The sequence below is a fragment of the Allobosea sp. 117 genome, assembly GCF_000702305.1.
GTDB lineage: Bacteria > Pseudomonadota > Alphaproteobacteria > Rhizobiales > Xanthobacteraceae > Ancylobacter.
Map to the genome: position 1 here is coordinate 74,774 of NZ_JNLC01000016.1, position 25,780 is coordinate 100,553.

The 25,780-nt window shown below is 68.1% G+C and carries 23 protein-coding genes and 1 tRNA gene; 9 read left to right on the top strand and 15 right to left on the bottom strand.

What is annotated here, in order from left to right; translation table 11 throughout:
* Positions 1-48: 48 nt before the first annotated feature.
* The 5 genes from lon to U742_RS0117170 form a co-directional block, all read right to left on the bottom strand.
* On the bottom strand, positions 49-2,496 hold the full coding sequence (gene lon, locus U742_RS0117150) for an endopeptidase La (RefSeq protein ID WP_029355215.1): 2,448 nt from the start codon (positions 2,494-2,496) through the stop codon (positions 49-51).
* Between the two features lie 252 nt (positions 2,497-2,748).
* Positions 2,749-4,017: an ATP-dependent Clp protease ATP-binding subunit ClpX gene (clpX, locus tag U742_RS0117155; RefSeq protein WP_029355218.1), complete on the bottom strand. Its 1,269-nt coding sequence runs from the start codon at positions 4,015-4,017 to the stop codon at positions 2,749-2,751.
* 387 nt (positions 4,018-4,404) lie between these two features.
* Entirely contained in the window at positions 4,405-5,040 is a 636-nt protein-coding gene (locus tag U742_RS0117160; protein ID WP_029355220.1) for an ATP-dependent Clp protease proteolytic subunit, read from the bottom strand.
* Positions 5,041-5,180: 140 nt separating this feature from the next.
* Complete coding sequence (gene tig, locus U742_RS0117165; protein ID WP_029355222.1) at positions 5,181-6,527, bottom strand: trigger factor; 1,347 nt, start codon at positions 6,525-6,527, stop codon at positions 5,181-5,183.
* Between the two features lie 134 nt (positions 6,528-6,661).
* Positions 6,662-6,746 (bottom strand) — tRNA-Leu (locus U742_RS0117170).
* A 218-nt stretch (positions 6,747-6,964) separates the two neighbouring features.
* On the opposite strand from U742_RS0117170, the gene U742_RS0117175 reads away from it, so the two are divergent.
* On the top strand, positions 6,965-8,284 hold the full coding sequence (locus U742_RS0117175; protein ID WP_081853073.1) for a multicopper oxidase family protein: 1,320 nt from the start codon (positions 6,965-6,967) through the stop codon (positions 8,282-8,284).
* Here the strand turns inward: U742_RS0117175 and U742_RS0117180 are convergent.
* A complete protein-coding gene (locus U742_RS0117180) occupies positions 8,245-9,732 on the bottom strand; it encodes a bifunctional ADP-dependent NAD(P)H-hydrate dehydratase/NAD(P)H-hydrate epimerase (RefSeq protein ID WP_029355226.1) in 1,488 nt (495 codons plus the stop codon). The genes U742_RS0117175 and U742_RS0117180 overlap by 40 nt on opposite strands.
* Positions 9,733-10,095: 363 nt before the next feature.
* On the opposite strand from U742_RS0117180, the gene U742_RS0117185 reads away from it, so the two are divergent.
* Entirely contained in the window at positions 10,096-10,434 is a 339-nt protein-coding gene (locus U742_RS0117185; protein ID WP_029355228.1) for a P-II family nitrogen regulator, read from the top strand.
* 87 nt (positions 10,435-10,521) lie between these two features.
* Positions 10,522-11,931 carry a type I glutamate--ammonia ligase gene (gene glnA, locus U742_RS0117190; protein WP_029355230.1) on the top strand — a complete coding sequence of 470 codons (1,410 nt, stop codon included), beginning with the start codon at positions 10,522-10,524 and terminating at the stop codon, positions 11,929-11,931.
* Between the two features lie 83 nt (positions 11,932-12,014).
* Here glnA and U742_RS0117195 read toward each other — a convergent pair whose 3' ends face one another.
* The 4 genes from U742_RS0117195 to U742_RS0117210 form a co-directional block, all read right to left on the bottom strand.
* Positions 12,015-13,226, bottom strand: a complete 1,212-nt coding sequence (locus tag U742_RS0117195; protein ID WP_029355232.1) for a GGDEF domain-containing protein — start codon at positions 13,224-13,226, stop codon at positions 12,015-12,017.
* 117 nt (positions 13,227-13,343) lie between these two features.
* Positions 13,344-13,820, bottom strand: a complete 477-nt coding sequence (gene rpsI / locus U742_RS0117200; protein ID WP_038362013.1) for a 30S ribosomal protein S9 — start codon at positions 13,818-13,820, stop codon at positions 13,344-13,346.
* Between the two features lies 1 nt (position 13,821).
* A complete protein-coding gene (rplM, locus tag U742_RS0117205; protein ID WP_029355236.1) occupies positions 13,822-14,283 on the bottom strand; it encodes a 50S ribosomal protein L13 in 462 nt (153 codons plus the stop codon).
* A 157-nt stretch (positions 14,284-14,440) separates the two neighbouring features.
* Positions 14,441-14,860, bottom strand: coding sequence for a PaaI family thioesterase (locus tag U742_RS0117210; protein WP_051661289.1), 420 nt, complete (start codon positions 14,858-14,860; stop codon positions 14,441-14,443).
* Between the two features lie 154 nt (positions 14,861-15,014).
* On the opposite strand from U742_RS0117210, the gene U742_RS0117215 reads away from it, so the two are divergent.
* The 4 genes from U742_RS0117215 to U742_RS23005 all read left to right on the top strand — a co-directional run bounded on the left by U742_RS0117215 (position 15,015) and on the right by U742_RS23005 (position 18,406).
* Positions 15,015-15,836: an SH3 domain-containing protein gene (locus U742_RS0117215; protein ID WP_156034262.1), complete on the top strand. Its 822-nt coding sequence runs from the start codon at positions 15,015-15,017 to the stop codon at positions 15,834-15,836.
* Positions 15,833-16,267, top strand: coding sequence for a CoA-binding protein (locus U742_RS0117220; protein ID WP_029355241.1), 435 nt, complete (start codon positions 15,833-15,835; stop codon positions 16,265-16,267). The genes U742_RS0117215 and U742_RS0117220 overlap by 4 nt, the downstream gene beginning before the upstream one ends.
* A 342-nt stretch (positions 16,268-16,609) precedes the next feature.
* Complete coding sequence (locus U742_RS0117225; RefSeq protein WP_029355243.1) at positions 16,610-17,908, top strand: O-acetylhomoserine aminocarboxypropyltransferase; 1,299 nt, start codon at positions 16,610-16,612, stop codon at positions 17,906-17,908.
* 336 nt (positions 17,909-18,244) lie between these two features.
* The gene (locus tag U742_RS23005) at positions 18,245-18,406 is read left to right on the top strand and encodes a DUF1127 domain-containing protein (RefSeq protein ID WP_081853074.1); all 162 of its coding nucleotides are present in this window, start codon (positions 18,245-18,247) and stop codon (positions 18,404-18,406) included.
* Between the two features lie 76 nt (positions 18,407-18,482).
* On the opposite strand, the gene U742_RS0117235 is transcribed toward U742_RS23005, so the two are convergent.
* Positions 18,483-19,145: a hypothetical protein gene (locus tag U742_RS0117235; RefSeq protein WP_156034263.1), complete on the bottom strand. Its 663-nt coding sequence runs from the start codon at positions 19,143-19,145 to the stop codon at positions 18,483-18,485.
* 28 nt (positions 19,146-19,173) lie between these two features.
* Between U742_RS0117235 and trmFO the strand changes: the two genes are divergently transcribed.
* Together trmFO and U742_RS0117245 are read left to right on the top strand one after the other, a co-directional pair.
* Entirely contained in the window at positions 19,174-20,649 is a 1,476-nt protein-coding gene (trmFO, locus tag U742_RS0117240) for a methylenetetrahydrofolate--tRNA-(uracil(54)-C(5))-methyltransferase (FADH(2)-oxidizing) TrmFO (protein WP_051661291.1), read from the top strand.
* Between the two features lie 2 nt (positions 20,650-20,651).
* Positions 20,652-21,725: a serine/threonine protein kinase gene (locus tag U742_RS0117245; RefSeq protein WP_029355249.1), complete on the top strand. Its 1,074-nt coding sequence runs from the start codon at positions 20,652-20,654 to the stop codon at positions 21,723-21,725.
* Between the two features lie 41 nt (positions 21,726-21,766).
* On the opposite strand, the gene U742_RS0117250 is transcribed toward U742_RS0117245, so the two are convergent.
* From U742_RS0117250 to secD, 4 genes are all read right to left on the bottom strand, one after another.
* Positions 21,767-22,618 carry a phytoene/squalene synthase family protein gene (locus U742_RS0117250; protein WP_029355251.1) on the bottom strand — a complete coding sequence of 284 codons (852 nt, stop codon included), beginning with the start codon at positions 22,616-22,618 and terminating at the stop codon, positions 21,767-21,769.
* Between the two features lie 142 nt (positions 22,619-22,760).
* The gene (locus U742_RS0117255; protein WP_029355253.1) at positions 22,761-23,150 is read right to left on the bottom strand and encodes an Mth938-like domain-containing protein; all 390 of its coding nucleotides are present in this window, start codon (positions 23,148-23,150) and stop codon (positions 22,761-22,763) included.
* A gap of 7 nt (positions 23,151-23,157) precedes the next feature.
* Complete coding sequence (secF, locus tag U742_RS0117260; RefSeq protein ID WP_051661292.1) at positions 23,158-24,165, bottom strand: protein translocase subunit SecF; 1,008 nt, start codon at positions 24,163-24,165, stop codon at positions 23,158-23,160.
* 16 nt (positions 24,166-24,181) lie between these two features.
* Entirely contained in the window at positions 24,182-25,780 is a 1,599-nt protein-coding gene (secD, locus tag U742_RS0117265) for a protein translocase subunit SecD (RefSeq protein ID WP_029355257.1), read from the bottom strand.

The following is a 25,780-nucleotide window of genomic DNA, read 5'->3' on the forward strand; positions in this document are numbered from 1 at the left end:
CGGCGGCACCTGTCCGATGCCGCCGGCTTTTTCGTTGCAGGCCTGCCGTCAGTGGGCGGCGATGCCCGGCTGATCGTCGAGCCCGATGACGTCGACATCGGCGGAAACGGCCGCGCCCGTCTTCGCCACCGGCTCCTCCCAGACGATCGGCTCGGGCTGGCGCACCAGCGCGTGCCGCAGCACCTCGTCCATGCGGGCCACCGGAACGATCTCCAGACCGTTCTTCACATTGTCCGGAATCTCCGCGAGGTCCTTCGCGTTCTCCTCCGGGATCAGCACCTTCTTGATGCCCGCGCGCAGGGCGGCGAGCAGCTTCTCCTTGAGGCCGCCGATCGGCAGCACCCGGCCGCGCAGCGTGATCTCGCCGGTCATGGCGACATCGCGGCGGATCGGGATGCCGGTCAGCACCGAGGTCAGCACGGTCGCCATGGCGACGCCGGCCGACGGGCCGTCCTTCGGGGTCGCCCCCTCGGGAACGTGGACGTGGATGTCGCGGCGATCGAACAGCGGCGGCTCGATGCCGAAATCGACGGCGCGCGAGCGGACATAGGAAGCCGCGGCGGAAATCGATTCCTTCATCACGTCGCGCAGATTGCCGGTGACCGTCATCTTGCCCCGGCCGGGCATCATGACGCCTTCCACGGTCAGGATCTCGCCGCCCACCTCGGTCCAGGCAAGGCCGGTGACGACACCGACCTGGTCCTCGCGCTCGACCTCGCCGTAGCGGAACTTCGGCACGCCGAGATAGTCCTCGAGCGTCTTGGCGGTGACCTTGACCGTCTTCTTCTTGGTCAGCATCAGCTCCTTCACCGCCTTGCGGGCGAGGTTGGAGATCTCGCGCTCAAGGTTGCGCACGCCCGCTTCCCGCGTGTAGCGGCGGATCATGGTCAGCAGCGCCTCGGCGTCGATCGACCATTCCTTGGAATCGAGGCCGTGCTTGGCCAGCGCGGACGGGATCAGGTGCTTGCGCGCGATCTCGGCCTTCTCGTCCTCGGTGTAGCCGGCGATGCGGATCACCTCCATGCGGTCCAGAAGGGCCGGCGGGATGTTGAGCGTGTTCGCGGTCGTCACGAACATCACGTTCGACAGGTCGTAGTCGACCTCGAGGTAATGGTCGTTGAAGGTCGCGTTCTGCTCGGGGTCCAGCACCTCCAGCAGGGCCGAGGACGGATCGCCGCGGAAATCGGCGCCCATCTTGTCGATCTCGTCCAGCAGGAACAGCGGGTTGGCCTTCTTGGCCTTGCGCATGGACTGGATGATCTTGCCGGGCATCGAACCGATATAGGTCCGGCGGTGACCGCGGATCTCGGCCTCGTCGCGCACGCCGCCGAGCGAGACGCGCACGAATTCGCGGCCCGTCGCCTTGGCGATCGACTTGCCGAGCGAGGTCTTGCCGACGCCGGGCGGGCCGACGAGGCAGAGGATCGGGCCGGTCAGCTTGTTCTGGCGGCTCTGCACCGCGAGATACTCGACGATGCGCTCCTTGACCTTGTCGAGGCCGTAGTGCTCGGCGTCCAGCACGTTCTGGGCGAAGGGCAGGTCCTTCTTCACCTTGGAGCGGTTGCCCCACGGGATCGACAGCAGCCAGTCGAGATAGTTGCGCACGACGGTGGCCTCGGCCGACATCGGCGACATCTGCCGCAGCTTCTTGAGCTCGTGCGTCGCCTTCTCGCGCGCTTCCTTCGAGAGCTTGGTGGTCTTGATGCGCTCTTCCAGCTCGGCCAGCTCGTCGCGGCCGTCCTCGCCGTCGCCAAGCTCCTTCTGGATCGCCTTCATCTGCTCGTTGAGGTAGTACTCGCGCTGCGTCTTCTCCATCTGGCGCTTGACGCGCGTGCGGATGCGCTTCTCGACCTGAAGGACCGAGATCTCGCTCTCCATCAGGGAGAGCACCTTCTCGAGGCGCGAGGTGACCTTGAGCACCTCCAGCACCGCCTGCTTCTCGGGGATCTTCACCGCGAGATGCGAGGCGACGGTGTCGGCGAGCTTGGAGTGGTCCTCGATCTGCGAGACCACGCCGACGACCTCGGGCGAGACCTTCTTGTTGAGCTTCACATAGCTCTCGAACTCGGTGACGACCGAGCGGGCGAGCGCCTCCGCCTCGACCTTCGAGCCGGCGTCCTCGGCGAGCGCGGTGGCCTCGGCCTCGTAGAGGTCGATGCGGTCGGTGTAACGGCCGACCTCGGCGCGCGAGATGCCCTCGACCAGCACCTTCACGGTGCCGTCCGGCAGCTTCAGGAGCTGCAGCACGGAGGCGAGCGTACCGATCCGAAAGATCGAATCGGTGGCCGGATCGTCGTCCGAGGCGTTCTGCTGGGTCGCCAGCAGGATGAAGGTGTCGTTGCGCATCACCTCTTCGAGGGCGCGGATCGACTTCTCGCGGCCGACGAACAGCGGCACGATCATATGCGGAAAGACCACGATGTCCCGCAGCGGCAGAACGGGAAAGGTCTGGGTGACGCCGGGCGTGAGCGCGGTGCGAGGCTTTTGGCTCGTCATGGCTCTTTCCTTTCAGTTGGCGCGCGGTCGGTCCAACGCGCGCGCGTCAGCATCCACCGTGCCGCAGAACGGCCGGAACGCAAATGAAAATCGCTGTGCGGAAGCGCGGGGAGACCCCGCGACGGACACGTCGATATGGTCGATTGACCAGCGTTGGCAGTGAGATGGATATGCCGCCCATCCCCGTCAAGAGGACGGTGGACAAGGCCGGCCGGGTCGACGAACCCGGCCGTGTCAGTGATGGGCGAGGCGTCAGGCACTCGCACCCGCATCGCCGGCGGCGCGGTCCGCGTAGATGTAGAGCGGACGCGCGTTCTGCTCGACGACCTCCTTGGAGATGACCACCTCCTCGACCCCTTCGAGGCCGGGAAGATCGAACATCGTGTCGAGGAGGATGCCCTCCATGATGGAGCGCAGGCCGCGCGCGCCGGTCTTGCGCTCGATCGCCTTGCGGGCGATGGCGCCGAGCGCCTCCTCGTGGATGGTGAGGTCCACGTTCTCCATCTCGAACAGGCGCTGATACTGCTTCACCAGCGCGTTCTTGGGCTCGGCGAGGATCTTCTTCAGCGCCGCCTCGTCGAGGTCCTCGAGCGTGGCGATGACCGGCAGACGGCCGATGAACTCGGGGATCAGGCCGTACTTCAGCAGGTCCTCCGGCTCGACCTCGCGGAACACCTCGCCCGGGCGCCGCTCGTCGGGCGCCGCCACGACCGCGCCGAAGCCGATCGAGGTGCCCTTGCCGCGCGAGGAGATGATCTTGTCGAGCCCGGCGAAGGCGCCGCCGCAGATGAACAGGATGTTGGTGGTGTCCACCTGCAGGAACTCCTGCTGGGGATGCTTGCGCCCGCCCTGCGGCGGCACGGAAGCCACCGTGCCTTCCATGATCTTCAGCAGCGCCTGCTGGACGCCCTCGCCCGACACGTCGCGGGTGATGGAGGGGTTGTCCGACTTGCGGCTGATCTTGTCGATCTCGTCGATGTAGACGATGCCGCGCTGGGCCCGCTCGACATTGTAGTCGGCCGACTGCAGCAGCTTGAGGATGATGTTCTCGACATCCTCGCCGACATAGCCCGCCTCGGTGAGCGTCGTCGCATCCGCCATGGTGAAGGGCACGTCGAGGATGCGGGCGAGCGTCTGCGCGAGCAGCGTCTTGCCCGAACCGGTCGGCCCGATCAGCAGGATGTTGGACTTCGCCAGCTCGACGTCGCTGTGCTTCGTCGCGTGGTTCAGTCGCTTATAGTGATTGTGCACCGCAACCGACAGCACGCGCTTGGCATGGAACTGGCCGATCACGTAGTCGTCCAGGACCTTGCAGATCTCCTTCGGCGTCGGGATGCCGTCGCGCGACTTGACCAGCGAGGACTTGTTCTCCTCGCGGATGATATCCATGCACAATTCGACGCATTCATCGCAGATGAACACGGTCGGTCCGGCAATGAGCTTCCGGACCTCGTGCTGGCTCTTGCCGCAGAACGAGCAATAGAGGGTATTCTTGCTGTCGCTGCCGCCAACCTTGCTCATGCGTCTCTCCGTCCGCTCGGCGCGCCGAGCCGCCTAAACGCCGCCCGCACCCGCCTCAGTCACGCGGGCCGCCGCGGGCCTCCGGCTGGGAGAAGCGCGACGGCACCAAAGGGCCGTCAGAAGAAGCAACCCGGGAGTCGAACCGTGCCGGCCTAGCCAAGCATGCTACGAACGGCTCGATCAAGAAGACACTAACGCCGTCCCCTCGCTTTTCACGAAGCCCGGCGGTGTCCTGTCAACACCCTGTCACACCTCCTGCCGATAGATTCACCTGCCGACATGCAAGCGCGATACCGCACCGCACGCAAGTGCGACCCGGACGCGTGCCGCCGTCGGCCATCATATAGGCAGTGTGCGTGTCTTTCGAAACACGCAGGCCGTGCGTCCTCAGGACTTGCTCGCCGCGTCTTCCGACGGACGCTTGTCGATGACGTTATCGATCAATCCGAAGGATTTGGCGGCATCCGAGGTGAGGAAATTGTCGCGCTCCAGCGCGTCCTCGACCGCCTTCAGCGTCTGGCCGGTATGCTTCACATAGATTTCATTCAGCCGCTTCTTCAGGCTGAGGATCTCCTGCGCGTGCAGCATGATGTCCGTCACCTGGCCCTGGAAGCCGCCGGACGGCTGGTGCACCATGATTCGGGCGTTCGGCAGGGCGAAGCGCATGCCCGCCTCGCCGGCGGTCAGCAGCAGCGAGCCCATCGAGGCCGCCTGGCCGATGCACAGCGTCGACACCGCCGGCTTGATGAACTGCATGGTGTCGTAGATCGCGAGCCCCGACGTCACCACCCCGCCCGGCGAGTTGATGTACATCGAGATTTCCTTCTTCGGGTTCTCCGCCTCGAGGAACAGCAGTTGCGCGACCATCAGGGTCGACATGTTGTCCTCGACCGGCCCGGTCAGGAAGATGATGCGCTCCTTCAGAAGGCGCGAATAGATGTCGTAGGAGCGCTCGCCCCGGTTGGTCTGCTCGACCACCATCGGGACGAGGTAGTTCATATAGGTGTCGATCGGGTCACGCATCTAACGATCCTCGGCGGCAGAGACCCCTGACGGAGCCTCCCCGCGAATCCAAATCCCGCGCCCACAATAATGGGAAAGCGCGCCCCTACCAGCCCGGACGGACAACGGACCGCAGCCTGCGGTCCGCCCTCCTGAAACCATCACGCCTTGGCATCGTCCTCGGCGTAGAGCTCCTCGCGGGTGACCGGCTTCTCCGTCACCTTGGCGAGCTCCAGCAGATAGTCGATGACCTTCTCCTCGAAGATCGGCGCGCGCAGGCTGGCAAGCGCCTGCGGGTTGCTGCGGTAGAATTCCCAGACCTGCTGCTCCTGGCCGGGGAACTGGCGGGCACGCTCGACGACGGCGCGGGTCACCTCGTCGTCGCTGACCTGGATGTTGTTCTTCTCGCCGATTTCCGCAAGGACCAGGCCGAGACGCACGCGCCGCTCGGCGATCTTGCGATAGTCCTCGCGCGCCGCCTCCTCGGTCGTCCCCTCGTCCTCGAAGGTCTTGTTCTGGGCGGTCATCTCCTGCTGCACCGAGCCCCAGATGCCGTCGAACTCCTGCGCCGCAAGGGTCGGGGGCACCTCGAACTGGTGCTGGGCGTCGATCGCGTCGAGCAGGGTGCGCTTCACTTTGGCGCGGCTCGCCGCGTTGTGCTCCTGCGCGATGCGGCTCTTCACCTGCTCCTTGAGCTTCTCAAGGCTCTCCATGCCGAGCGTCTTGGCGAACTCGTCGTCGATCGCGAGCTCGCCCGGAGCCTCGATGGTCTTGGCGGTGACCTCGAAGGAGGCCTCCTTGCCGGCGAGCTGAGCGGCGGCATAGTTCGTCGGGAAGGTCACGTTCACGGTGCGGGTCTCACCCGCCGCGAGGCCGACCAGTTGTTCCTCGAAGCCGGGGATGAAGCTGTTGGAGCCGAGCACCACCGGGATGTCCTCGGCGCTGCCGCCCTCGAACTTCTCGCCGTCCATGGTGCCGACGAAGGAGACGGTGACGCGGTCGCCGTTCTCGGCCTTGCCGTCCTTGGGAGCGAAAGGCCGGTTGCCGTCGGCGATGCGCTGCACCGCCTCGTCGACCTCGGCGTCGGTGACCGCGAGCACCGGCTTCTCGACCGCGATGCTCTTGAAGTCGCCGAGCGCGATCGCCGGCAGGACCTCGATGCCCACGGTATAGGCGAGGTCGGCCTTGCCCTCGATGACTTCCTTCACCGCGTTCTCGTCCTGCGGCAGCTCGACCTTGGGCTGCATGGCAAGCTTGAAGCCGCGCTCCTCGACGATCTGGCCGTTGGCCTCGTTCACCGCCTGGTCGATCACCTCGGCGAGCACCGACTTGCCGTAGAGGCGCTTCAGATGGGCGACCGGCACCTTGCCGGGGCGGAAGCCGTTGATCTTCACGCGATCCTTCAGCTCGGCCAGCCGCGCATTCGCCTTCGCGTCGAGTTCGGCAGCGGGAAGCACCACGCGATATTCGCGCTTCAGTCCTTCGGCGAGAGTCTCGGTGACCTGCATCGGTATCGGCCTTCGTCTTGGCGCCGTCTGGGGCGGCTTCGTTCACATGCGTTTGCGAGGGCCGCCACCGCTCGCGCGGGGTAACCCTCGATGATCCGGGTTCCATCGGCCGACGCCAAAGCGGGAGGAATATCTGGTGCGGGCGGAGGGTTTCGAACCCCCACGACTTTCGTCACGGGAACCTAAATCCCGCGCGTCTACCAGTTCCGCCACGCCCGCGGACGCGCCAGGACCGAGGCATCAGCTTGTCGCCCTGGCCCACGGACGCGCGCACTCGAAAGGTGCCGCCAGCCGGGTGCGGGCTTATAGCACGGCGTCACGGCGGCGCCAGCCCAAAATGCGGTGAGCGCTTTCGCTGCGTCAGGCGCCGCATCAATCGGCCGTCCGACCGCGTCATCGACCTTGCGGGCGCCGCACTCCGGGTCAAGATAGCGTCGATGAGAGCACCGCTCGACCAGCATGCTTCCGGCGTGAACCGCCGCCAGCTCCTCGCCACGGCGGCCGGCGGAGCCGGCGCGGCGCTGTTCGGCGGAGCGCTGCCGTTCGCCGCGGCACAGAACGCAACCACCAGCCTCGCCGCCGAGCCCGGAGAGGCGCGGCTGCTAGGACCGACGGCGCCGCCGACCAGCCTCTACACCTATGGCGGCACCCTGCCCGGCCCGGTGCTGCGCGCCGGCGAAGGCGAGGAGCTCGCCATCGACTTCACAAACCGCCTGCCGGAGCCGACCTCATTCTGCTTCGGCGGGATGCGCGTTCCCTATCCGGCTCTCGGCGTTCCCGGCTTCGACGCAAATGCCATCGGCGCCGGCGAGGCCCGGCAGTTGCGCGTGCCGCTCCGCGACCCCGGCACCTATCTCTACACGCCGTTCGACATCGCCCAGTCCGGGCGCGGCCTCGCCGGCGCGCTGGTCGTCGCGGAGCCGAATCCGCCGGCGGCCGACCGCGATCTCGTGCTGCTGATCCAGGACTGGCGGCTGGAGCCCGACCAGCGCGTGCAGCTCACGCTGAACGGGGAGCTGGCCCCGTGGGCGCCGGTCCGCGCGGGCGAGCGCGTGCGCCTGCGCTTCGTCAATGCGGCACGCGGCCTCTTCCTGCCGCTGCGGCTCGACGATCATCCGGCCTGGATCGTGGCGATCGACGGGCGCCCGTCCGACCCCTTCAATCCCGCCTATGGGCGATTCCTGCTGGCTCCGGGCGGGCGCGTCGACGTGATGGTCGATCTGGTCAAGCCGCCCGGCTCGCGGCTGCCCATGGTGGTCGAGGCGCCGGAGGGCGAGATACCGCTCGGCTCGCTGGTCTATGACGACCAGTCACCGATGCGCACGACGCCCCTGCCCGCGCCGACCGCCACGACGGCCAGCCTTCCGGAACCCTCGCTCGCCGGCGCGACGCGCTTCGACATCGTGCTCGGCGATGCGCCGGCGACCGGCTTCGCCGACCAGCCGCTGGCCGAGGCCGCTCCCGGCGACACCCTGGTCGCGACGGTCAGCAACAAGGCGAGCAGCGCCGCCTCGATCCATCTCTACGGCCACTGCGCGCGGCTGCTCGACACGCTCGACGACGGCTGGAAGCCATGGTGGCACGACACGCTCGGCGTGGCGCCGGGACGCGTGGTGCGCTTCGCGCTGGTGGCCGCCGAGCCCGGCCGCTGGCCGATCGTCGCGCGGCGCGGCGGCGACGGGGTGCCTCTCGCGCTCGGCTGGTTCGCCACCGGCGATCAATCGAGCACGCCGAGGGCGGCGAAGAAGCGCGCATAGACCGGGCGCAACGCGTCGATCAGGTCGTCGGCGACGAGGCCCGGCCCCGCTTCGCGGGCCGCCTCCCCGTGCAGCCAGACCGCTGCCGCGGCCGCCTCGAAGGCGGGCATGCCCTGGCTGAGCAGCCCGCCGCAGATGCCCGACAATACGTCGCCCGCTCCGGCGGTGGCGAGCCAGGGCGGCGCGTTGCAGGCGATGGCCGCGCGGCCGTCCGGCGCGGCGGCCACGGTGTCGGGCCCCTTCAGCACGACCGCCGCGCCGAGCAGCGCCGCCGCCGCGCGGGCACGGTCGACCTTGGAGGCGGGATCGAGGATTTCCGGTCGGCCGGCGAACAGCCGCGCGAACTCGCCGTCATGCGGGGTGACGATGGCCGCCGGCGCGGACGACAGGATGTCCGCCAGACGCTCCGGCTCGCCGGCGAAGCTCGACAGCGCATCGGCATCGACGACAAGGCGCCGTCCCGACGCGACCGCGAGCTGCCGGCGCGTCCCCTCCCCGATGCCGGCGCCGGGACCGAGCACCACGGTGCCGAGACGCCGGTCCGACAGCAGCGCCGCGAGATCGTCCGGCGTGTCCGCCGGACGGACCATGATGGCCGAGAGATTCGCCGCGTGGATCGCCAGCGCGTCGGCGGGACAGGCCACGGTGACGAGCCCCGCCCCCGCCCGCAGCGCCGCGCGGGCCGCGAGGCGCGTCGCCCCCGTCGCCTGCGCCGGGCCGCTGACCGCGACCAGATGGCCGCGCGTATATTTGTGCCCCTCGATGCGCGGCACCGGGAAATGCGCCTTCCAGAGCTCCGGCTCGTTGACAAAGGTGCGCGGCCCGATGGTGTCGAGCACGGCGTCCGGTATGCCGATGTCGGCGACCCGCACGCGCCCGCAATGCACGCGCCCCGGCAGCAGCAGATGGCCGGGCTTGCGGCGGAAGAAGGTGACGGATTCCTGCGCCCGGATGGCGGCGCCGCGCACCGCTCCGCTCGCGCCGTCTATTCCCGACGGAAGGTCCACGGCGATGACCGGCCGGCCCGCCGCGTTGATGCGCTCGACGAGGCTCTTCGCCTCGCCGTCGAGGTCGCGGGCGAGGCCGGCGCCGAACAGGGCGTCGACGACGATGCCGGCCGACCCGATGTCCAGCTCCGCCGCCGGCAGCACCTCGCCGCGCCAGAGCGCGGCCATGGCGGCGGCATCGCCGCGCAGGCGATCGCGCTCGCCCAGGAGGCCGAGCGTGACGCGGAAGCCGCGCTGCGCGAGGATGCGGGCCGCGACGAAACCGTCGCCGCCATTGTTGCCGGGGCCGCAGACGACGGCGACGCGCGTGCTCAGCGGATAACGGGCCACGGCATCGGCAACCGCCGTGCCGGCCCGCTCCATCAGCGCCGCGCCGCTGCGGCCGGCCGCCATCGCCAGCGCGTCGGCTCGGCCCATCTCCTCGGGCGTCAGCAGCTCCATCTCGAACGATCCATAGCGGCGGGATACACGGAGCCTATCAAAGCCTCAGCGCAGCGCGATACGTACTCCACAGGAGCTAGAAATCCCGTGGAAGCCTCGGACTCTTCCATTTGCCTAATTTGCGCGCGTTGTGGGAGCATTTCGACGGACCTAAACAGTCTATTTTTTATGCATTCTGATTAATTCATGATCATACTGACCGGAGGCGCCGCTTTGACGCGTCGATCGCGAGCCTGCCACGGCCGACAAAGTTCTGAGCTTGCGTAATTTTCCGCTCGCCTCGCGGCTTGGCATGGGTTCTGCTTGAACGCGCACGGCTCGACCCGGGCGTAGCGGATTGCCGAGTCAGGGAGATCGGATGAAATGAAGAAGATCGAGGCCATCATCAAACCCTTCAAGCTGGATGAAGTGAAGGAGGCGCTGCAGGAGGTCGGCCTGCAGGGCATTACCGTCACCGAGGCCAAGGGTTTCGGCCGGCAGAAGGGGCATACCGAGCTCTACCGGGGCGCGGAGTACGTTGTGGACTTTCTGCCCAAGGTGAAGATCGAGGTGGTGGTCGGAGACGACATGGTCGATACTGCCGTGGACGCGATCCGGCGCGCGGCGCAGACGGGACGTATCGGCGACGGCAAGATCTTCATTTCGAACATCGAGGAAGCGATCCGCATCCGGACGGGCGAATCCGGCGTCGACGCGATTTGACGCTGCCCGGCGGGTCGGTCCATCGATCGGCCCCGGGAACGTTAATCTGCTCGACCAAGAGCAGTGCTTAAAAGAGGTATATTTCCAATGACGACGGCCAAGGATGTAATGAAGCTGATCAAAGATCAGGACGTCAAGTACGTCGATCTTCGCTTCACCGATCCCCGCGGCAAGTGGCAGCACGTGACCTTCGACATCTCGATGGTCGACGAGGATTTCTTCGCCGAAGGTCAGGCATTCGACGGTTCGTCGATCGCCGGCTGGAAGGCCATCAATGAATCCGACATGCATCTGCAGCCGGATCTCGACACTGCCTGCATCGACCCGTTCTTCTCCGAGACCACGCTCGTCGTCGTCTGCGACATCCTCGAGCCGACCACCGGCGAGCCCTATGGCCGCGATCCGCGCGGCATCGCCAAGAAGGCGATGGCCTATCTCAAGAACACCGGCGTCGGCGACACCGTGTTCTTCGGCCCGGAAGCCGAGTTCTTCATCTTCGACGACGTCCGCTTCAAGGCCGACCCGTACAACACCGGTTTCAAGCTCGACTCGATCGAGCTGCCGACCAATTTCGACACCGAGTATGAGGGCGGCAATCTCGGCCACCGCGTGAAGACCAAGGGCGGCTACTTCCCCGTCCCGCCGGTCGACAGCGCGCAGGACATGCGCGGCGAGATGCTCGCGGCCATGGCCAAGATGGGCGCCAAGGTCGAGAAGCACCACCACGAGGTGGCCTCGGCCCAGCACGAGCTCGGCCTGAAGTTCGGCCCGCTGGTGACGATGGCCGACCACCTGCAGGTCTACAAGTACTGCATCCACCAGGTCGCCAACATCTACGGCAAGACCGCGACCTTCATGCCGAAGCCGGTCTTCGGCGACAACGGCTCGGGCATGCATGTGCACCAGTCGATCTGGAAGGGCGGCAAGCCGCTGTTCGCCGGCAACAAATATGCCGACCTCAGCCAGGAATGCCTGTGGTACATCGGCGGCATCATCAAGCACGCCAAGGCGCTGAACGCCTTCACCAACCCGCTCACCAACTCCTACAAGCGTCTGGTGCCGGGCTATGAGGCGCCGGTGCTGCTCGCCTATTCGGCGCGCAACCGCTCCGCCTCCTGCCGCATCCCCTACACCACCAATCCGAAGGCCAAGCGCGTCGAGGTCCGCTTCCCCGATCCGGGCGCGAACCCCTATCTCGCCTTCTCGGCCCTGTTCATGGCCGGCATCGACGGCATCCTGAGCAAGATCGATCCCGGCGCGGCGATGGACAAGGACCTCTACGACCTGCCGCCGAAGGAGCTGAAGAAGATCCCGACCGTCTGCGGCTCGCTGCGCGAGGCGCTGTCGTCCCTCGACAAGGACCGCGACTTCCTGAAGAAGGGCGGCGTGTTCGACGACGACTTCATCAACTCCTATATCGAGCTGAAGATGACCGAGGTGGCGCGCTTCGAGATGACGCCGCATCCGGTCGAGTTCGAGATGTACTATTCGGTCTGATCCATCGGATCAGCGGCATGGATATGGAAGGGCGCCCGCGGGCGCCCTTCTCGTTTCCGGCACGCCGTCGTCACCGGGCGCACTCAGGCCGCCGGGTTGACGCGGGTCGGATCGAAGACGGCGAATTCGGTGCGGTCGCGGCCGTTCATCTTGGCCCGGTAGAGCGCCTCGTCGGCCTGGCGGACCATGGCGTCGAGCAGCGTCGAAGAGGCCGGCCGCGGCTGCGGCCCCGCATCCGCCAGCTCGGCCAGCGACAGCCCGATGCTCACGCTGCCCCGTACCCCTTGCGGCAGCCCGTCGGGCACCATGGCAAGCGTGACCTCGGCGAAGCCGCGCCGGATCGTCTCGGCGATGCGCCCGGCGTCGGAGAGCTTGGTGCCCGGCAGCAGGATGCCGAACTCCTCGCCGCCGAGCCGCGCCGCGACGTCGCTCTGCCGCAGATTGTCCCGCAGCACCTTGGCGAACAGCGCGAGCACCCGATCCCCGAAGGCGTGGCCGTACTGATCGTTGATCTGCTTGAAGCGGTCGAGATCGAGCATCATCACGGCGACCGGGCCGCTGCGGGGAAAGGCCATCGCGGCCTGCTGCAGGAAACCGCGGCGGTTCAAAAGGCCGGTGAGCTCGTCGATCAGCGAGGCGCTGCGATAGAGCATCTCCTGGCGCTCGCGCACCAGGATGATCAGCGCGAAGCTGAGGAACAGCGTGATCGCGATGCCGGAAAGGCCGAACCAGGCGAGCCGCGCGTCGCTGAACACGGCGAGCTTGCCGCCGATCGTCATGGAGGATGCGAAGGGGATGCGCGCCGCGTTCAGGACCCACATCATGGCCAGCATCGCGAACAGGATCTTGCGCGTCCGAAGGTGCCGCGTCGGGCTGGACCACAGCTCGAACATGGTCAGGCCGATGAAGACACAGGCGACGCCCGACAGCAGCGCGATGCGCATCGCCACGGAATCGCGGAACGGCGGCACAAGGGTGAGCGCGATCCACAGGACGGGCGCCGCCAGCACCGCGAGGGATGAAACCCGTCGTCCCGCGAAGCAGCGCATGCCGGCCCACAGCAGCGCATAGGCGAGGAGGATCGCCGCATTGGCGAGCTGGATCGCCGCGAAGGCCGGCAGATGCTCGCGCAGCACCCCGCCGAGCATGCTGAGCCCGAGAAGCACGAAGGCCACCGACCAGTAGGCGAGCGCCGTCTCGCGCGGGGTGAGCCACCACGCGAACAGCATCACGCCCGCCAGCAGCGCGGCGATCAGCAGGATGAGGCTCCAGAGTGTCCAGGGATCGAGGCCCATGGCTAGCTGCACCGACGGCACATACGGGACCTGATCAGTCTAGGCCGAGAACCCCTACGGAAACGAAAAAGGCGGGCCGCAGGGGCCCGCCTTTCCAAGCTCGATATGGCTGAACGATCAGCGCTTCGAGAACTGGAAGCTGCGGCGGGCCTTGGCGCGGCCGTACTTCTTGCGCTCGACGACGCGCGAGTCGCGGGTCAGGAAGCCGCCCTTCTTCAGCGGGCCGCGCAGCTCGGGCTCGTAATAGGTGAGCGCGCGGGAGATGCCGTGGCGCAGCGCGCCGGCCTGGCCAGAGAGGCCGCCGCCGGAAACCGTGCAGACCACGTCATACTGGCCAGCGCGGGCCGCGGCGACGAAGGGCTGGTTGATGATCATGCGCAGCACCGGACGGGCGAAATACACCTCGAGGGTGCGCTCGTTCACGGTGATCTTGCCGGTGCCGGGACGCACCCACACGCGGGCGACGGCGTCCTTGCGCTTGCCGGTGGCATAGGCGCGGCCGAACTTGTCCAGCTTCTGGACGTGCTTCGGCGCCTCGGCGGCCTGCGGCTTCAGGGCTTCGAGACCCTCGAGGGACTGGAGAACCTCGGCCATGTCAGTTCCTCACATTCTTGCGGTTGAGCGCGGCGACGTCGAGCGTCTCCGGCTGCTGGGCCTCGTGCGGGTGGGCGGGGCCCTTGTAGACGCGCAGGTTGCCCATGAGCTTGCGGCCGAGTGGGCCGCGGGCGAGCATGCGCTCCACCGCCTTCTCGACGACGCGCTCCGGGAAGCGGCCCTCGAGGATGAACTTCGCGGTGCGTTCCTTGATGCCGCCCGGGAAGCCGGTGTGGTGGTAATACACCTTGTCGTCGCGCTTGCGGCCGGTCAGGACGACCTTATCGGCGTTGACGACGACGACGTTGTCGCCGCAATCGACGTGCGGGGTGTAGATGGGCTTGTGCTTGCCCTTGAGACGCGTGGCGATGATGGTCGCGAGACGGCCGACGACGAGGCCGGTCGCGTCGATCACCACCCACTTCTTCTCGATATCGGCGGGCTTGGCCGAAAAGGTCTTCATGGGATTTGATCCGATGCGCAGAAAAAGGGCGCCGAAATGCGCGCCCTTGCTTGGGACGGGCTTCTAGCCGAGCGGCCCTTTCGCGTCAATGCAGCAACGTCGAAAATAACCGATATAAAACAATGGCTTGATAAATAGGTATAAAAATACCTGCCGCTTAAGTCTTTTCCACCGGTATCGAATAGGTCGTCACCGCATGGGCGCAGAGATCCTCCGCCCCTTCCGCGCGCAGGCCGACCTCGCAGACGGCGAGCCGGCGGCCGAGCTTCAGCAGGCTCGCCTGCGCCAGCAGCGCGCCGGCCTGCGGCTTGCGCAGGAAGTTGATCGAGAAATTCGTGGTCACCGCCAGGGGGACGGGTCCGATCGAGGCGAGGATGGCGGCATAGGCGGCGACGTCGGCGAGACCCATCATGGCCGGCCCGGAGACGGTCGCGCCGGGGCGCAACTGCTCCTCGCCGGCGTCGAGCCGCACGACGGCGCCGCCCTCATCCGCCGCGACCACGACATGCGGCCGCCCGGGACCGAAGGCCTGCGGAAATTCGGCGACCAGATAGGCCTGCAGCTCCTCGGCGGTCATGACGCTCCCTCTTCCCTGTTCCACCCTCGCTAGCGCCCTTGAAATTTCCGGTCAAATCCGCGTTCCCGTGTTGCGCGCGAAGCGTGTGCAGGGCACATCCAGATGCGATATCCGGAAGGTCGAAAAGGCGTTGGGGGCGTGGACGATGCGTGCAGTGAGATGGACGATCGGTGCGGTCGGTGTCGTTGCGGCGATCGGTGCGATGGTGCCGGCGGCGGGCGCGCAGGAGCTGCGCCGCTACAAGCCGGTGACGATCAGCTATGACGTGAAGGGCGCCGACGATCCCGGCCTCACCGCGCTCATCGAGAAGCTGCGCGGCGCGCTCGCCAAGAAGGATGCGACAGCCATCCGCGAGGCCGCGAGCCCGCAGCTCGTCGTCATCGCCCCGGCGATCGGATTCCCGCCGGCGGCCGCGCCGAAGCCCGAGAAGCTCGACGACAAGCTCACCGGCCCGGAGCGGCTCGACAAGGCGTTCGCCCGCCTGTCGACCTCCGGCGAAGAGCCGAAGCGCAAGGAACTCGACGGGCTGATCCTGCTCGGCGTCGGCGAGGCGCTGGCCAAGGGCACCGTCAGCCGCTCCACTTTGGTGCGCGGCGCCTTCTGCGCGCCGGCGGAGCCGCGCTTCGACCGCGCACAGGTGCTCGCCGTCGCCAAGGCGGCCGGCGAGGTGCCGGACAATCTGGTGATCCTCACCGAGGAGACGACCTTCCTCGAAAAGCCCGACACGGCGGCGGCGAGCGCCGGCGCGCTGAAGCCCGGCACGGTGGTGCCGTTCATCGAGGGGGCGGTGGAGGGCGCGGACAGGAAGCGCGACTGGTATGCTGTCGCCCTGCCCTCCGGCAAGCGCGGCTATGCGAAGAACGACAAGTCGATGTCCTTCGAGGCGACCCGCCTGTGCTTCACCAGGGACGGCAAGGGCGAGGACGCCGCCTGGACGATCTCGACCATCGTCATACCGAGCCTGATCGAGCAATGAGCCACGACCATTACGACGACGCCACGATCCGGCACTGGCTGACCACCGTGCGCACCATCGCGGTGGTCGGCGCGAGCCCGAATCCGGCGCGCCCGAGCCACGGCGTCGCGCGCTATCTGGCGCATGCCGGCTATCGCGTCTTCGCGGTGAACCCCGGGCAGGCCGGGCGCGACATCGCCGGCCTGCCGACCTATGCCCGGCTTGCCGACATTCCCGAGCCGGTCGACATGGTCGACGTGTTCCGCGCCTCCGCCTATCTGCGCGGCGTGGTGGAGGAGGCGCTGGCGCTCGATCCGCGCCCCAAACTGATCTGGGCGCAGCTCGGCGTGCGGGACGACGATGCCGCCGCGCTGGCCGAGGCGGGTGGCGTCGCGGTGATCCAGAATCGCTGCCCGGCGATCGAGATACCGCGGCTGGGCATCGGGCGCTGACGGGGCCGGCCTCGTCCCGGATCCCCGTTGATCAATCTCCGATCTCCCCCCAGAACCACGTCATCCTGAGGTGCGAGCGGAGCGAGCCTCGAAGGATGCTCGTCCGGGTGCGTGAGCGGGTGCCTGCGTGCTTCGAGGCCGGCCTTGCGGCCGGCACCTCAGCATGACGTTGCATCGTGGGCCGAGGAACCGAGGACGACGCCAAGCCGTCGCTCCTCCTCAATTCACGCCATCTACGCGATTTAACGTAGCTCTCACATTCCCGTTGCGTTCTTTCGGCATTCGGACGAACCTCGCGCGACGAGACGCGCCCGGCACGGCGCGCCGCTTGCGGAGGACGCCATGACCCACGATCCGGCCGACACGTCGACGCCCGGCTTCGCCACCCTCGCCATCCATGCCGGTGCGCAGCCGGACCCGACGACCAAGGCGCGGGCGACGCCGATCTACCAGACCACGTCCTTCGTGTTCGACGATGTCGACCATGCGGCCGCACTGTTCGGCCTGCAGGCGTTCGGCAACATCTATACGCGCATCGGCAACCCGACCAATGGCGTGCTGGAGGAGCGGGTCGCGGCGCTCGAGGGCGGCACGGCGGCGCTCGCCGTCGCCTCCGGCCATGCGGCGCAGCTCCTGACCTTCCAGACCCTGCTGGCGCCGGGCGACGAGTTCATCGCGGCGCGCAAGCTCTATGGCGGCTCGATCAACCAGTTCAACCACGCCTTCAAGAGCTTCGGCTGGAACGTGGTGTGGGCGGATTCGGACGACGTCGCCTCCTTCGAGCGTGCGGTGTCGCCGAAGACCAAGGCGATCTTCATCGAATCGATCGCCAATCCGGGCGGCATCGTCACCGACATCGCCGCCATCTCGAAGATCGCCAAGCGGGCCGGCGTGCCGCTGATCGTCGACAACACGCTGGCGACGCCCTACCTCATCCGCCCCTTCGAGCACGGCGCCGACATCATCGTGCATTCGGCCACGAAATATCTCGGCGGCCACGGCAACTCGATCGGCGGCGTGATCGTCGACGGCGGTACATTCAACTGGCTGCGCGAGGGGCGCTATCCGTTCCTGTCGCAGCCGCGGCCGGAATATAACGGGCTGGTCATCGGCGAGGCGTTCGGCAATTTCGCCTTCGCCATCGCCGCGCGGGTGCTCGGCCTGCGCGATCTCGGGCCCGCGCTGGCGCCCTTCAACGCCTTCCTCATCCTCACCGGCATCGAGACGCTGCCGCTGCGCATGCAGAAGCACAGCGACAATGCGCTGAAGGTCGCCGAGTATCTGAGCACCCACCCCGGGGTCGACTGGGTGAGCTATCCCGGCCTGCCGGGCGACCGCTACCACAACCTCGCGAAGCAATATGCGCCGAAGGGCGCGGGCGGGGTGTTCACCTTCGGCCTCTCCGGCGGCTACGAGGCCGGCGTGGCGCTGGTCTCCAACGTGAAGCTGTTCTCGCACCTCGCCAATATCGGCGACACGCGCTCCCTGATCATCCACCCGGCCTCGACCACGCACCGCCAGCTCTCCGACGAGCAGAGGGTGGCGGCCGGCGCCGGGCCGGATGTGGTGCGCATCTCGGTCGGCATCGAGGATGCCGCCGACATCATCGCCGACCTCGATCAGGCGCTGGCGGCGGTGTAGGCGCCGCCCGGCCGAGCGCTCTCGCCGGGTCCCGGATAGGGTGACGCCGCAGGCGGAACACTAGTCCGGGACCCGCTATCCGCTCCGCCGGCGTTCGGCGGCAGAACCTCATTCCCGTCGCCGCAGCGCAGCAAGGACGCGGTCACAAAGCTGACGCCGCGTCGCCGCACGTCTGCGCAAAGTGAATGAAATATGAACCACGCATGCGCGCGCCGCATTGCTGTAATGCAGCATTCTTCCTACCAGATGGGCACGCTGTCGAATATATAGGCACCAGGATGCTCAATGAGCGTGCAGCCGATGACGGCGCCGCTCTCACACATGTAGGAGACTAAAATGCTGCTCTGGGGCTTCATCGCCAAGCAGGTCCGTCGCTGGCAGGCCTATCGTCGCACCGTCCTCGAGCTTTCCCAGCTCGACGACCGTACCCTGGCTGACATCAACGTCGCCCGTGGCGAGATCGACCGCGTTGCCCGTCGCGCTGCCGCGGCCGCGTGACGCTGACGACCTGATATAGGTACGAAATCGAACGGCCCCGCCTCGGCGGGGCCGTTGTGTTTTCGGGCCGTCGATTTCAATCCAGGGGCTTGGTCGGGTTGCTCGCCCCGCCCTGCGTCGCCCAAAGCGCCAGAGGCAACACGTTTGGGGGCCTGCCGTTGGGGCGCACCCACGAATCGACCGCCCAGGCGGCGCCGTCCTTGCGGGCGCGCAGCACCGCCGTCTGGTGCGGATAGCGCAGATCGACGAAATAGCCGCGCGAGACGATCGCCGCGACGTCGTGATGCCGCAGCAGGCCTTGCCCCTTCAGCACCAGCAGCAGCGCCGTGGTGTTCATGCTCTCGTCGACGCAGTCGAGCTGGCTCGGATCGCCGGCATCGGTGTAGCCGGTGAGCGGCCGGTCGCCGGAGGTGCCGATCTCGCGGCCATAGCGCTGCTCGGCCCAGGCGACCGCCCGCGCCACCGCCGCGCGCTCGGCTTCCGGCGAGCGGGCGCCGGCCGCCATGATGCCGGCGAGCCGCGCCCGGTCGGCGGCGCTGATCCCCACCTCGCTCTTGAAGCGGCAGCCATGCCCGTGGCACAGCACCATCCGGTCGGTCGAGGGCAGGCCGACGCCCCGGCTCAGATGCTGGCTCGACTGCGCCGATGCGCGATCCGTGCTAAGGGGCGCGGCCAGAACCGCCAGGGCGAACAACAGAATGCCGCGGTGGCGGCGCAGGAATCGATTCGGCGGTACCATGCCGCCAGCTTATGAGACGAGGAGCAGGATGGCGAACGCGACGCGCCCGGCGGCGCTCTCCCCGGCGCAGGCGCCTTCCCCGGTGCATGTGATCGGCGGCGGCCTCGCGGGCTCGGAGGCGGCGTGGCAGATCGCGCGGCGCGGCGTGCCGGTGGTGCTGCACGAGATGCGCCCGGTGCGCGGCACCGACGCCCACAAGGGCGACGGCCTCGCCGAGCTGGTCTGCTCCAACTCGTTCCGCTCGGACGACGCCACCTCCAACGCGGTCGGCGTGCTGCACGCCGAGATGCGCCGGCTCGGCTCGCTGATCATGGGCTGCGCCGATCGCCACCAGATCCCCGCCGGTGGCGCGCTGGCGGTCGACCGCGAGGGCTTCTCCGCCGCCGTCACCGAGGCGATCACGAACCATCCGCTGATCCGCGTGGCGCGCGAGGAGATCGACGGCCTGCCGCCCGAAGACTGGGACAGCGTCGTCATCGCGACCGGCCCGCTCACCTCGCCGGCGCTGGCCGAGGCGATCCGCGCCCGCACCGAGGAGAACGCGCTGGCCTTCTTCGACGCCATCGCGCCGATCGTGCATTTCGATTCGATCAACATGCACGTCGCCTGGTTCCAGTCGCGCTACGACAAGCCGGGTCCGGGTGGCACCGGCGCCGACTACATCAACTGCCCGATGGACAAGGCGCAGTACGACGCTTTCGTCGCCGCCCTGATCGCCTCCGACACCGTGCCGTTCAAGGATTTCGAGGCAGCGACGCCCTATTTCGACGGCTGCCTGCCGATCGAGGTGATGGCCGCGCGCGGCCCGGAGACGCTGCGCCATGGTCCGATGAAGCCGGTCGGCCTCACCAATCCGCGTTCGCCGGAGGTGAAGTCGCACGCCATCGTGCAACTCCGTCAGGACAATGCGCTCGGCACGCTGTTCAACATGGTCGGCTTCCAGACCAAGGCGCGCCATGCCGAGCAGGTGCGCATCTTCCGCATGATCCCGGGGCTGGAGAACGCCGAATTCGCCCGGCTCGGCGGGCTGCACCGCAACACCTATCTCAACTCGCCGCGCCTGCTCGATGCGACGCTCAGGCTGAAGGCCGAGCCGCGCCTGCGCTTCGCCGGGCAGATCACCGGCTGCGAGGGCTATGTGGAGAGCGCCGCCATGGGCCTCGTCGCCGGCCTGTTCGCGAGCGCGGAACGGCTTGGCGTGCCGGTCACGCCGCCGCCGGCGACCACGGCGATGGGCGCCCTGCTCGCCCACATCACCGGCGGACACATCGAGACGGTGGAACCGGGGCCGCGCTCCTTCCAGCCGATGAACGTCAATTTCGGCCTGTTCCCGCCGCTCGCCGCGGTTCCGACCCGCGACGCCGACGGCAACCGGCTGCGCGGCAACCAGAAGACGGTCGCCAAGAAGCAGGAGATGGCCCGCCGGGCGCTGGCCGACATCGACCTGTGGGCACGCGAATGGGCCGAGGCGACTGTTTCAGGCGAACACGGAGCGGCGGCGTGAACATGGCCGTTCGTGACATGCCGCCCGGCGGACGTTTCGAGCTCGACTCGGTGCTGAAGCGCGACATCTTCTCGACCATCGAGCGCGGCGCCTGGATCGACGCGGCCGGCGAGCACCCGGCGGTGCGGCGGCGCTATTCCGACGTGAAATGGTGGGTGAAGCCGCTCGCCCGGCATTTCGCCCGGCGCGAGGCGCGGGCGCTGCAGGCCGCGCAGGGCTCCGGCCATACCGTGCCGCTCTATGCGCTGGAGGAAGGCTATCTGGTGCGCGGCTTCGTCGACGGCGTGCCGCTGCAGATCGCCCGTCCTTTCGGCGACCGCGCCTTCTTCGCCTCGGCGCGGAGGGGCCTGCGCGAGGTGCACCGGCGCGGCATCGCCCATAACGACCTCGCCAAGCCGCAGAACTGGCTCTACGCGGCGGACGGGCGGGCGGTGATCATGGATTTCCAGCTCGCCTTCGTGGCGAGACGCCGGCACAAGCTGTTCCGCATCGCGGCCTATGAGGACATCCGCCATTTCCTCAAGCAGAAGCGCAGCTATTGCCCGGAAGCCCTTACGCCGCGCGAGAAACTGATCCTCACGCGCAAGAGCGTTCTGAACCGCATCTGGATGCAGACCGGCAAGAAGGCCTACAATTTCGTCACCCGCCGGCTGCTGAACTATCACGACACGGAAGGGCGCGGCCCACGCGCCATACAGGAAGGCCCGCGCATCGCGCGCGCGCTCGGCGCCGCGCCGGGGGTGCGGGCGGCGCATATCTGCGACTTCCCGACCGCCGGCCACAGCTTCGGGCTCTACGCCTTCGTCGAGGCTTCGCCCGAGGTGACGGCCGAGGCGCTGCGCGGGCATCTGGCCGCCAGCCTGCCGGGCCAGCTCCCGCCCGAGCACATCCAGACCGTCGCGGCGCTGCCGCGCGGGGCGGATGGGGAGGTGCGCGACGATCTCCTGCGCCTCGTCGCGCTCAACCAGATCGACCAGCTCGCCCTGCTGCCCCGCTCCGAGGCCGAGCAGGCCGCGCTCGACGCCATCATCCGCGCGCGGCTGAACCTCACCGACCGGGTGCGCGGGGGGATTTGAGGGGCGGCGCTTGCCGTCGCCCTCATCCCTGATGGCCGCCCTTAAAGTCTTCCCGTCCGCCCTGCCCGCCACAGCCGCCACAGGCGGGCGACCGGTGGGGCGGCCGGGGCCTCGCGGAAGGGGTCGTAGGGCCGCCGTTCCATCGCCTTGAGGTCGCCCGGCACGAGGGCAAGCGGCAGGAAGGCCGGCAGGGCCTCTGGCGCGACCGACTGGAGGGCGGCGACCGCCTCCTCGTGATGGCGCCGCGCCAGGCTCCGCATGTCAGCGAGCGCGGCGCGCAGGCCCGGCGTCGGCGTGCCTGAGATCGCATCCTCGCGGCTCGCGCCATGCGCCTTGAGCAGGTCGAGCGGCACGTAGCACTGGCCGCGCGCGGCATGCAGCGGAAAGGCGCGCAGCAGCCCCGTCACCGCATAGGCGACGCCGGCGTGGCCGGCCGCCTCGGCCGAGGCGCGGTCCGGCGCGACGCCGAGGACGAGGCTGGCGAGCCGGATAAGCGCCGAGGAGGTCTCGCCGGCATAGCCTTCGAGATCGTTCACGCTCGGCATCGGGTCGTCGTAGAGATCGAAAATGCGCGCGTCGATCAGCGCGAACAGCGCCTCGCGCGGCAGGCCATGGGCCTCGACGGCGTCGAGCAGCGCCGCCGCGATCGGGTTGGAGCGCACGTCGCCGCGCGCATTGCCGATCAGCGCGTCGCTCCACCATTGCAGGCGCACCTCGCCGGCCATCGGGTTGGTGATCGCCTCACGCACGCGGGCGACCTCGATGTTGAAGGCGTGCAGCGCGAACAGCGCGCCGCGCTTGTCCGCCGGAGCGAACAGGTCGGCGACGTAGCGGTCGCGGTCGAGCGCGCGCACGAGGCTGGCGCAGTGGTCGGTGTCGGCGGCGTCGGTCATGGACGAAGACATCCCGCGCGGGGTGTGCATCCTTCGAGGCTCGCATGCGCTCGCACCTCAGGATGACGTGGTTCTATACACCACGTCATCCTGAGGTGCTCGGGCCTCGCCCGAGCCTCGAAGGATGCCCGTCCGCCCGCATCTACGGCAGCGCCAGCAGGGCGGCGGCGACGGCGCGGCCCTCGGCGAGCAGCACATTATAGGTGGAGGCCGCCGCCCGCGTCGGCATCGAATCGACGCGGAGCCCGGAATCGGTGAGGCGCCAGCGCAGCGCGTCGGGCAGCGGCCAGGGGTCGGCGCCGGTGCCGATGATCAGGAGCTCGATCGCCTTCGCCTCGGCAAGCACCGGCGCGAGGGCGGCGGCGTCGATCTCGCCGACTGCCCGCGGCGCCCAGCCATGGATGCCCGAGGGCAGCGCGAGGATGGAGCCGGAGGAGGCCATGCCGGCGAAGTGGAAGAAGCCGTGGCCGTAGCCCTCGATCGGCACCTGCCGGGGCAGATGCGCGGTGGTCGGGCGCGGCTGGTCCGCCATCGCCCGCTCAGGTCGCCGCGCGACCGGGCTTCGCCACGTCCTTGGCCACGTCCTTGGCCGCGTCCTTGGCGGCGCCCTTGCCGGGCTCCCTGGCCGCCTTGGACGCCTCCTCCACCGTGCGCGTGTTCACGCCGAGATAGATGAGCAGCGGCGAGGCGATGAAGATCGAGGTGTAGGTGCCGACCAGCACCACGCCGAACATCATCGTGACCGAGAAGGAATGGATCGCCCGCCCGCCGAACAGCACCAGCGCGAGCAGCGCCAGGGTGACGGTGACGTGGGTGATGACCGAGCGCGACAGGGTCGAATTGACCGAGTGGTTGAGCAGCTCGTCGATCGGCATCTTCTTGTAGCGGCGCAGCATCTCGCGGATGCGGTCGTAGATGACGATGGTGTCGTTGAGCGAGTAGCCGAGGATGGTGAGCAGCGCGGCGACGCTGGTCAGGTCGAAGTCGATGCGGAAGATCGACATGAAGCCGATGGTGAGCACGATGTCGTGGAAGTTCGCGATCGAGGCGCCGAGCGCGAACTGCCATTCGAAGCGGAACCACAGATAGATCAGGATCGCGACCACGGCGAGCATCAGGCCGATGATGCCGTAGGAGAGCAGCTCCTGCGACACGCGCGGGCCGACCACCTCGACGCGGCGATATTCCACCTGGTCGCCGAGCGTGGCGCGCACCTTGCCGACGACTGCCTGCTGGGCCTGCTCGCCGCCCGGCTGCTGGGCGACGCGGATCAGCACCTCGCCGTCACTGCCGATCTCCTGGATCTGCACCTCGCCGAGCTGAAGCCCTTCGAGCTTGGTGCGCACGTCGCCGATGTCGAGCGTGTTGTTCGGGTAGCGCACCTCGAGCAGCGTGCCGCCCTTGAAGTCGATGCCGAAATTCAGCCCGAGGGTGAGGAAGGCGACGAGCGCCACGATCGACAGCAGCGCCGAGATCGGGAAGCTGATGCGCCGGAAGCGCATGAAGTCGAAATTTGTGTCGTCCGGGACGATGCGGAGCAGGCGCATGGCCGTGTCGCCTTTCTCAGATCGGCACGCGCTGAGGGCGCTGCCAGCGCACCCAGAGCGCGACCATCAGACGGGTCAGCGTGAAGGCGGTGAACACCGTGGTGATGATGCCGATGCCGAAGGTGATGGCGAAGCCGCGCACCGGGCCGGAGCCGATGTAGAACAGCACCGCCGCCGCGATGAAGGTGGTGATGTTGGAATCGAGGATGGTGGCGAGCGCGCGCGTGAAGCCGGCGTCGATGGCCGAGATGGCCGACCGCCCCGCCCTCGCCTCCTCGCGGATGCGCTCGTAGATCAGCACGTTGGAATCGACCGCGATGCCGACGGTGAGCACGATGCCGGCGATGCCGGGCAGCGTCAGCGTCGCCCCCAGCATGGCGAGCGCGCCGAGGATCATGCCGACATTCACCGCCACCGCGAACACCGCGATGACGCCGAACAGGCCGTAGGTGGCGATCATGAAGGCAGCGACGAGGGCCGCGCCGACCCAGGACGCGGTCATGCCAGCCTGGATCGAATCGGCGCCGAGGCCGGGGCCGACGGTGCGCTCCTCGACCACCTGGAGCGGCACCGGCAAGGCGCCGGCGCGCAGCAGGATGGCGAGGTCGTTGGCCTGCTGGACGGTGAAGTTGCCGCTGATCTGGCCGGAACCGCCGAGAATCGGCTCGCGGATCACCGGCGCGGAGATCACCCGGTTATCGAGCACGATGGCGAAGGGCCGTCCGACATTGGCCTGCGTCGCCTCGGCGAAGCGGCGCGCGCCATTGGTGTTGAAGCGGAAGGTGACGATCGGCTCGCGGGTGTTCGAATCGAAGCCCGGCTGCGCGTCGACGAGATCCTCGCCGGCCACCAGAATCCGTTGCTCGATCAGATAGGGCGTCGGCGGATTGTCCTGCGACTGCAGGATCTCGGTGCCGGCCGGCGGACGCGACTGCTCCGCCTGCTGCGGGCTCATCGAGGTATCGACGAGGCGGAAGGTGAGCTTGGCGGTCTGGCCGAGCAGCGCCTTCAGGCGCGAGGGGTCCTGCAGGCCCGGCACCTGCACCTGGATGCGGTCGGCGCCCTGGCGCTGGATCGACGGCTCGGTGGTGCCGAGCTGGTCGATGCGCTTGCGGATGATCTCGATCGACTGCGACACCGCCTGGATGGTGCGGGACTGGATGCCGGCGTCGGTCAGCGCCAGCGTGATGGTGTTGCCGCTCGCCGAGACGCTGGTGTCGAGCTGGCCGGAGCCCTGCAGCACGCCGCCGAGCGGCTGGGCGAGCTCGCGCAGCTTGGTCAGCGCGAGCGCCGCGTCCTGCCCCTCGCGGATCACCACCTGCACGGCGTTGTTCTGGATGTTGAGGCCGCTATAGCCGACGCGAGCGTCGCGCAGCACGCGGCGGGCGTCGTCGCGCAGTTGCTCGAGGCGCGCCTTGCGCACCTCGGCCTGGTCGACCTGCAGCACGATATAGGAGCCGCCCTGCAAATCGAGGCCGAGCACGATCTTGCGCTGCAGGAAGCCCGGCAGGTCGTTGAAGGCGGCCGGCGGCAGAAGGCTCGGCACGGCCATCAGGCTGATGATCGCGCAGGCCGCAACGATCGCCAGTGCCTTCCATCGCGAGAAATAGAGCAT

Coding starts and splice junctions, on each gene's coding strand:
- lon (WP_029355215.1), bottom strand. CDS start 2,496: ATGACGAGCCAAAAGCCTCGCACCGCGCTCACGCCCGGCGTCACCCAG.
- clpX (WP_029355218.1), bottom strand. CDS start 4,017: ATGAGCAAGGTTGGCGGCAGCGACAGCAAGAATACCCTCTATTGCTCG.
- U742_RS0117160 (WP_029355220.1), bottom strand. CDS start 5,040: ATGCGTGACCCGATCGACACCTATATGAACTACCTCGTCCCGATGGTG.
- tig (WP_029355222.1), bottom strand. CDS start 6,527: ATGCAGGTCACCGAGACTCTCGCCGAAGGACTGAAGCGCGAATATCGC.
- U742_RS0117175 (WP_081853073.1), top strand. CDS start 6,965: ATGAGAGCACCGCTCGACCAGCATGCTTCCGGCGTGAACCGCCGCCAG.
- U742_RS0117180 (WP_029355226.1), bottom strand. CDS start 9,732: ATGGAGCTGCTGACGCCCGAGGAGATGGGCCGAGCCGACGCGCTGGCG.
- U742_RS0117185 (WP_029355228.1), top strand. CDS start 10,096: ATGAAGAAGATCGAGGCCATCATCAAACCCTTCAAGCTGGATGAAGTG.
- glnA (WP_029355230.1), top strand. CDS start 10,522: ATGACGACGGCCAAGGATGTAATGAAGCTGATCAAAGATCAGGACGTC.
- U742_RS0117195 (WP_029355232.1), bottom strand. CDS start 13,226: ATGGGCCTCGATCCCTGGACACTCTGGAGCCTCATCCTGCTGATCGCC.
- rpsI (WP_038362013.1), bottom strand. CDS start 13,820: ATGGCCGAGGTTCTCCAGTCCCTCGAGGGTCTCGAAGCCCTGAAGCCG.
- rplM (WP_029355236.1), bottom strand. CDS start 14,283: ATGAAGACCTTTTCGGCCAAGCCCGCCGATATCGAGAAGAAGTGGGTG.
- U742_RS0117210 (WP_051661289.1), bottom strand. CDS start 14,860: ATGACCGCCGAGGAGCTGCAGGCCTATCTGGTCGCCGAATTTCCGCAG.
- U742_RS0117220 (WP_029355241.1), top strand. CDS start 15,833: ATGAGCCACGACCATTACGACGACGCCACGATCCGGCACTGGCTGACC.
- U742_RS0117225 (WP_029355243.1), top strand. CDS start 16,610: ATGACCCACGATCCGGCCGACACGTCGACGCCCGGCTTCGCCACCCTC.
- U742_RS23005 (WP_081853074.1), top strand. CDS start 18,245: ATGCTGCTCTGGGGCTTCATCGCCAAGCAGGTCCGTCGCTGGCAGGCC.
- U742_RS0117235 (WP_156034263.1), bottom strand. CDS start 19,145: ATGGTACCGCCGAATCGATTCCTGCGCCGCCACCGCGGCATTCTGTTG.
- trmFO (WP_051661291.1), top strand. CDS start 19,174: ATGGCGAACGCGACGCGCCCGGCGGCGCTCTCCCCGGCGCAGGCGCCT.
- U742_RS0117245 (WP_029355249.1), top strand. CDS start 20,652: ATGGCCGTTCGTGACATGCCGCCCGGCGGACGTTTCGAGCTCGACTCG.
- U742_RS0117250 (WP_029355251.1), bottom strand. CDS start 22,618: ATGACCGACGCCGCCGACACCGACCACTGCGCCAGCCTCGTGCGCGCG.
- U742_RS0117255 (WP_029355253.1), bottom strand. CDS start 23,150: ATGGCGGACCAGCCGCGCCCGACCACCGCGCATCTGCCCCGGCAGGTG.
- secF (WP_051661292.1), bottom strand. CDS start 24,165: ATGCGCCTGCTCCGCATCGTCCCGGACGACACAAATTTCGACTTCATG.
- secD (WP_029355257.1), bottom strand. CDS start 25,780: ATGCTCTATTTCTCGCGATGGAAGGCACTGGCGATCGTTGCGGCCTGC.